4 protein-coding genes are annotated in these 8,053 nt (G+C 60.7%); all 4 read left to right on the top strand.

Annotation, left to right across the window (positions count from 1 at the left end; translation table 11 throughout):
• Positions 1–1,018, top strand: a 1,018-nt coding sequence (locus tag H0V34_09995; GenBank protein MBA2492009.1) for a malto-oligosyltrehalose synthase, incomplete at its 5' end; no start/stop codon positions are given.
• A 109-nt stretch (positions 1,019–1,127) separates the two neighbouring features.
• A complete protein-coding gene (gene glgB, locus H0V34_10000) occupies positions 1,128–3,071 on the top strand; it encodes a 1,4-alpha-glucan branching protein GlgB (GenBank protein ID MBA2492010.1) in 1,944 nt (647 codons plus the stop codon).
• Entirely contained in the window at positions 3,068–5,029 is a 1,962-nt protein-coding gene (locus H0V34_10005; protein ID MBA2492011.1) for an alpha-1,4-glucan--maltose-1-phosphate maltosyltransferase, read from the top strand. The genes glgB and H0V34_10005 overlap by 4 nt, the downstream gene beginning before the upstream one ends.
• A gap of 3 nt (positions 5,030–5,032) precedes the next feature.
• On the top strand, positions 5,033–8,053 hold a 3,021-nt coding region (gene treS / locus H0V34_10010; GenBank protein MBA2492012.1), incomplete at its 3' end, for a maltose alpha-D-glucosyltransferase.

Genomic DNA, 8,053 nt, shown 5'->3' on the forward strand with positions numbered 1-8,053 from the left:
GGATGTGCGGGCGCGCATTAACGTGCTCTCGGAACTGGCGCGCGACTGGGATAGAAACATATCTCGCTGGGCGCGCATCAACCGCAGCCGCAAACATAAAGTCGATGAGCAACTCGCACCGGATCGCAACGACGAGTACCTGCTATACCAGACCTTGATCGGGAGCTGGCCGTTGCATGCGCTCGATGAGCAAGGCCACGACGAATACGTACAGCGCATCAAGGACTACATGCTCAAGGCCGCGCGCGAGGCCAAACGACGCAGTTCCTGGCTCAGCCCCAATGAGGCTTACGAGCAGACGCTGAGTCAGTTTATCGAGGCGATTCTGGATCAGCGCGGCAACAATCTGTTTCTCGATGATTTCCTGCCGTTCCAGCGACGCATTGCGCGGATTGGCATGTACAACAGCCTCGCGCAGTGCCTGCTGAAATTCACCATGCCTGGTGTGCCGGACATCTACCAGGGCAACGAGGTGTGGGACTTCAGCCTGGTGGATCCGGACAACCGGCGCCCGGTCGACTACGGCTTTCGCGCGCGGATGTTGAACGAACTCTTGCAGTTCGTGGATGCACCGGCGGGCACGCAGGCATCCCGGGTGCGCGAGTTGCTGGACACCCCGGAAGACAGTCGCATCAAACTGTATATCACGTGGAAGCTGCTGAATCTGCGGCGCGAGCATCCGGCGCTGTTCCGCAACGGTGATTATCAGGCGCTGGAAACAACCGGCCCCGCGGCCGGCCATTTGTGTGCGTACGCCCGCGCCATCGAAGCACAGGAACTGATCGTCGTCGCGCCGCGATTGCTGGCCAGAATAACGGGGGGCGGCGCGGCGCTACCGGTCGGCGAGGCGTGGGCGGACACCTGGCTGCAGGCGCCGCAAGCAAGCCTGGCGGGGGCTTACGTGAACGCGCTAACCGGCGAGCCGATAAAAGTACTGGCGCGAGACGATGCGCCCGCGTTCGCGGTCACCGAGATATTCGCGCACCTGCCGGTGGCGGTGCTCATGCGCAGTAAGTAGGCACGAAACAGTTTCAATAACACGCAACGCCTCGTTGCATCAACGTGCGCCGATGCGTTAAACGTTACCTCCAAGAATAAGTTCTTCGATCTACAAGCACATCTGCGGAATGTTAATGGCAACTTCAATCGATAAGCCCGGCCTGCTGACCGAACACGACGTCTACCTGTTCAAGGAAGGCAGTCACACGCAGCTTTACGAAAAGCTGGGCGCGCATCTGGTTACGGTCAACGGTGAGCCGGGCGTGCAATTTGCAGTGTGGGCGCCGAGCGCGAGCCGGGTGTCGGTCATCGGCGACTTCAACGGCTGGAATCCGGATGCGCATCTGCTAGATGCCCGCTGGGATGGCTCCGGCATCTGGGAAGGATTTATCGCGGGACTCGCGCACGGCGAGATCTACAAGTATCACATCGAATCTCAGTACCATGGCTATCGCGCCGACAAGGGTGATCCGTTCGCGTTCCGATGGGAAACGCCGCCCAACACCGGCTCGATGGTGTGGGATATGGCCTACGAATGGCGCGACGGGGACTGGATGCGCGAGCGGCACAAGGCCAACAGCGCGCAGTCGCCGATGTCCATCTACGAGGTGCATCTCGGTTCCTGGCGACGGGTGCCCGAAGACGACAAGCGCTCGCTGTCGTATATCGAACTCGCCCAGCAGCTGACCGACTACGTGCTGGAAATGGGATACACGCACGTCGAGTTCATGCCGGTGATGGAGCATCCGTTCTACGGCTCCTGGGGCTATCAGACCACCGGGTTTTTCGCGCCCACCGCGCGCTACGGCACGCCGCAGGATTTAATGTATCTGATCGAAACTCTGCACCAGCAAGGCATCGGGGTGATTCTGGACTGGGTGCCGTCGCATTTCCCCGGCGACCTGCACGGGCTGGCCTATTTCGACGGCACGCATCTGTTCGAGCACACCGACCCCAGGCAGGGCTTCCATCCGGAATGGAAGAGCTACATCTTCAACTATGGGCGCCACGAAGTTCGCTCGTTCCTGTTATCGAGTGCGCTGTTCTGGCTGGACAAGTATCACGTCGACGGACTGCGCGTGGACGCGGTGGCGTCCATGCTTTACCTGGACTACGCGCGTCAGGACGGCGAATGGATCCCGAACCCGCACGGCGGGCGCGAGAACCTGGAGGCGATCACCTTCTTGCGCAAGCTCAACGAGGCTGCCTACGGCGAACACCCGGATACGCAAACCATCGCGGAAGAATCCACGTCGTGGCCCATGGTGTCGCGGCCCACGTACGCCGGCGGCTTAGGCTTTGGCTGCAAGTGGAACATGGGCTGGATGCACGACACCCTGGATTATTTTAGTCTCGAACCCATTCATCGCCGTCATCATCAGGATCAACTCGCCTTCAGCATCTGGTATGCGTTTACCGAAAATTTCGTACTGCCGCTGTCGCACGACGAGGTCGTGTACGGCAAGGGTTCGCTACTGCGCAAAATGCCTGGCGACGACTGGCAGCGCTTCGCCAATCTACGCCTGCTGCTGGGATATATGTATGCGCACCCCGGCAAGAAACTGCTGTTTATGGGTATCGATTTCGGCCAGTGGAACGAATGGGCGCACGATTACAGCCTGGACTGGCATCTGCTGGCTGACGGTCGTCATCATGGCCTGCAGCAATGGGTAAAAGACCTGAATCGCGCGTACCGCGAACAGCCGGCCCTGTTTGAAAATGATTTTTCGCAGGATGGGTTTGAGTGGGTAGACTTCAGTGATCGCGAACAGAGCGTCGTGAGTTTTCTGCGCAAAGGCGCCGATGCCGATGACGTGCTGCTGGCGGTGTGCAATATGACGCCGGTGCCGCGTGACAATTACGGCCTGGGCGTACCGCAGGGTGGCTTCTGGCAGGTGCTGCTGGACAGCGACGCCAGCCGTTACGGCGGCAGCGGTTACAATCGCATCGAACGAATCGAGGCCGCACCGCTGCCGGCCCACGGACGGCTGCACTCGCTGTATCTCAATCTGCCGCCGCTGGCGGTGATGTTGCTGAAACCCGTGTCGCCGTCATTCGTGACGCCGTTATGAGTGAGACCGATACCTTGCTCGCGCATGGCCGCCGCAGAGTCGTTATCGAAGGCGTCAAACCGCAGATCGACGGCGGGCGGTTCGCAGTCAAGCGCGTCATCGGCGACTCTATGGAGATCGAGGCCGACATCTTCGCCGACGGTCACGACGAAATTTCCGCCTGGCTCCTGTATCGTCACGAGAACGAACGCGGCTGGCATGAGATACCGATGCAGGCGCTGGTCAACGACCGCTGGCGCGCCAAATTTGAGCTGGATCAGCTCGGGCGCTACCGCTATACCATGCAGGCCTGGGTGGATGCGTTCGGCACCTGGCGGCGCGACCTCAAGAAAAGAGTCACGGCAAAACAGGACGTGGCGCTGCAGTTTCTGATCGGCGCCAACCTGCTGGAACACGCTTCATCGAATCTTAAGAGCTCGGATGCTCGCCGGCTTAAAGCGTCGATAAAAGCGCTACGCGGCGATGGTAACGACGAGGCCAGACTGCAGGTCGCGCTGGACGAGGACCTGGCCTTGCTGATGGCGCGCACACCGCAAAAGGAGCGCATCACGAAGTTCGATAGGGACCTGGCGGTGGTGGTCGATCGTGAACGCGCACGCTTCTCCGCCTGGTACGAGATGTTTCCGCGCTCCTGCGGATCCGGCACCTTCAGCGACGCGGCGAAATGCCTGCCTTACATTGCGGACATGGGCTTCGATATTCTTTATCTGCCGCCCGTCCATCCGATAGGCAAAACGCATTGCAAGGGCAGTAACAACCGCCCCACCGCCGCGCCGGACGAACCTGGCAGTCCGTGGGCAATCGGCGCGGAAGACGGCGGTCACAAGGCGGTAGCGCCGACGCTCGGCACCCAGGCGGATTTTCGCGCGTTCGTCGCCAAGGCGAAACAGCACAATCTGGAAATCGCGCTGGACATTGCATTTCAGTGTTCGCCGGATCACCCGTACGTGAAAGAGCACCCGCAATGGTTTCGATGGCGCCCGGATAACACGGTGCAGTACGCTGAGAATCCGCCCAAGCAATACCAGGACATCTACCCGCTGGATTTCGAAACGGCCGACTGGCAGGCACTGTGGCAGGAGCTTAAAAGCGTGTTCCTGTTCTGGATCGGACAAGGCGTGCGCGTATTCCGCGTGGATAATCCGCACACCAAGCCGTTCCGCTTCTGGGAGTGGCTGATCACTGAGGTCAAGCAGCAATACCCGGACGTGCTGTTTCTGGCCGAAGCATTCACGCGGCCGAAAATCATGTATCAGCTCGCCAAGCTGGGCTTCAGTCAGTCCTACACATATTTCACCTGGCGCAACGAACGCTGGGACCTGACCGAGTATTTCACCGAGCTCACCCAGACTGAGGCGCGCGAGTTCTTCCGTCCTAACCCGTGGCCCAACACGCCGGATATCCTCCACGAATACCTGCAAACCGGCGGCCGGCCCGCGTTTATCGTTCGCTATATTCTGGCCGCGACGCTTAGCGCCAGTTACGGTATCTACGGACCCGCCTTCGAGCTTTGCGAGCACGTGCCGCGCGAGCCAGGCAGCGAGGAATATCTGGATTCCGAGAAGTATCAGACCCGCGCATGGGCGCTGGATCGCTCTGACAGCCTCAGACCGCTGATCGCGCGGGTCAATCGCATCCGGCGCGAGAACCGGGCCCTGCAATCGAACTGGCGGCTCAAGTTTCATACCACGAGTAACGAGCAGTTGATCGCTTACAGCAAGACCGTGGAGAACCTGGACAACGTCATCGTGGTGGTGGTCAATCTGGATCCTCATCACCCGCAGGCCGGATGGCTGCACCTGACGCCGGAAGACGTCGGTCTATCGGCGCATGAACCATTTGTGGCGCACGACCTGCTGACCGGCGCGCGTTACACCTGGCACGGCGTCGATCATTATGTCGCGCTGAATCCACAAGGCCAGCCAGCGCATGTGCTCCGCATAGAGAGGCCAGTCTGAATGATGAATGATCCGCAGCAGACCCTCGCCCCGACCACCGACGAACCCGACATCGCGCCGGCCGCCGATCCCCTATGGTACAAGGACGCGATCATTTACGAACTGCACGTCAAGGCGTTTTACGACAGCAATGGCGACGGCATCGGCGATTTTTGCGGTCTGACGGAAAAGCTCGATTATCTGCAGGAGCTGGGGGTCAACACCTTGTGGCTGCTGCCGTTTTATCCGTCACCGCTACGCGATGACGGCTACGACATCTCCGATTACCGCGCGGTGCATGTGGATTACGGCACGCGCAAGGATTTTCGCACCTTCGTGCGCGAGGCGCACCGGCGGGGTTTGAGGGTCATCACCGAGCTGGTCATTAATCACACCTCGGATCAGCATCCCTGGTTCCAGGCGGCCCGCGCCGCAAGCCCCACCTCGCCCAAGCGCGATTTCTACGTGTGGAGCAACTCGGATCAGAAATTTTCGGAAACTCGCGTCATCTTTACCGATACGGAAGCGTCGAACTGGGCCTGGGACCCGGTGGCGCGCGCGTATTACTGGCATCGGTTTTTCTCGCATCAGCCGGATCTGAATCACAACAACCCGAAGGTGGTCGAGGCTGTCATCCGCGTGATGAAGTTCTGGCTGGACATCGGCGTGGACGGCCTGCGTCTGGACGCGATTCCCTATCTCTGCGTGCGCGAGGGCACCACCAACGAGAATCTGCCGGAGAGCCACGCCGTCATCAAGCGCATGCGCAAAGTGGTGGATGAACACTACCAGGACCGCATGTTTCTGGCGGAAGCCAATCAATGGCCGGAGGACGTGCAGGAATATTACGGCAACGGCGACGAGTGTCACGTGGCCTATCACTTCCCGCTGATGCCGCGCATGTACATGGCGATCGCGCAGGAGGACCGGCATCCCATTGTCGAGATCATGGAACAAACGCCGGACATCCCCGAAACCTGTCAGTGGGCGATCTTTCTGCGCAACCACGATGAGCTGACCCTGGAGATGGTCACCGACCGCGAGCGCGATTACATGTATCAGACCTACGCCGTGGACCGGCGCATGCGGCTGAACATCGGGATACGCCGCAGGCTCGCGCCGCTGCTGGATAACGACCGCGGCAAGATCGAACTGATGAACAGCCTGCTGATGTCCATGCCGGGCACGCCAGTGATTTATTATGGTGACGAGATCGGCATGGGGGACAACATTTATCTGGGCGACCGCAACGGCGTGCGCACCCCCATGCAGTGGAGCCCCGATCGCAACGCCGGCTTTTCGCGCGCCGACGCCGAGCGGCTATACCTGCCGCCGCTGATGGATTCGCTTTACGGGCACGCGGCGGTCAACGCGGAGGCGCAGGCGCGCAGTTCATCCAGCCTGCTTAACTGGATGAAGCGACTGATCGCGGTGCGCAAGGCACATCAGGCCTTCGGCCGGGGCGCGCTCACGTTTTTGCATCCCGGCAACCGCAAGATCCTTGCTTATCTGCGCGAGTATCAGAATGAGGCCATTCTGTGCGTCGCCAATCTCGGACGCTCCGCGCAGCCCGTGGAACTGGATCTCTCACGCTTCAATGGCAAGGTGCCGGTGGAAATGATGGGCCGCACATCGTTTCCGCCCATTGGCGAGCTCCCCTATTTTCTGACTTTACCCGGTCACGGATTTTACTGGTTCCTGCTAACCTCGGATGCGCAGGTGCCGAGCTGGCACGAAGATCATCGCGCACCCCGGGAGTTGCCCATGACGGTACTTCACGGTGGACTCCACGGCCTGCTTCCGGACAAAATCGAACCGTCTCGCAAGGCGGTCGCCGAGCGCGCGCGCGATCAGCTTTTGCGCAAGGCCCTGCCCGCCTTCATAGCCAATCAGCGCTGGTTCGCCGCCAAGGGCGAAACCATTGCCAGCATCGAGTTCGTCGACCAGGCGATTATCGATGAACCTCACTGCATGCTCGCCCTGTTCCGAGTGACGACCGAGCGCGGCGTGGCGCACGACTATTTTGTGCCATTATCGCTGATCTGGGAGCAGGACGTCGGCAGGGTCAACGCCCTGCTTGCCTATACGATCACGCGGGTGCGTCAACAGGCGCGCACCGGCATCATCATCGATGGGTTCGCCGACGAGTCGTTCAGCAAGGCGCTGGTCGACGCAATCGGCGCCGGTCGCGAGTTCAGACTGGATAACGGCGTCATGCGCTGCGCACCGACTCGCATGTTCGGCGAAATCGCGGGCGAATCGATCGCCGACAGCGCAGCCTCCTCGCCGGGCGCGGAAGGCAGCAACACCACGGTGGTAATCGGCGAGCGGATGTTCCTGAAAGGTTACCGACGCCCGCAGGTCGGGCTCAACCCCGAACTGGAAATCGGCCGTTTCTTAACCGAAAGCTCGCATTTTGCCCACAGTGGCGCGGTGGCGGGCGGTATCGAATACCAACCCGTGGAAGGCGACTGTACAACTCTGGCTATCCTGCAAAGCCATGTGCCCAATCAGGGAAGCGGCTGGTCATATACCGTGGATTACCTGCGACGGTTTCTGGAAGACGTCGCCACCGGCGCGGACGATGTCTCGCGCGCCGCGCACAATCTGTTCCTGGGTCTGATGCGTACGCTGGGGCTCCGCACGGGCGAACTGCACACCGCACTGGCCGCGACCACCGGCGATGCTGCCTTCGATCCCGAGCCGATCTCGCGCGCCGACATCGAATCCTGGGTCGCGCAGGCGGCCGACGAAGCCGACCAGACGTTTGACCTGCTCGCACAAAGCGACAGTCGCGACGATCCGGATGTACGCGCACTGCTAGCCGCGCGCGAGACATTGATGAACCGTATCCGCGCCAGCGCGACGGCTGATATCGACGGACTCAAAACCCGCTACCACGGCGACTATCACTTGGGCCAGGTGCTGCTGGCGCATAACGACTTCGTGATTATCGACTTCGAAGGCGAGCCCGCGCGTACCCTGGAAGAACGGCGGATCAAGCACGCGCCGCTCAAGGACGTGGCCGGCATGTTGCGCTCGTTC

The organism is Gammaproteobacteria bacterium (assembly GCA_013696315.1).
GTDB lineage: Bacteria > Pseudomonadota > Gammaproteobacteria > JACCYU01 > JACCYU01 > JACCYU01.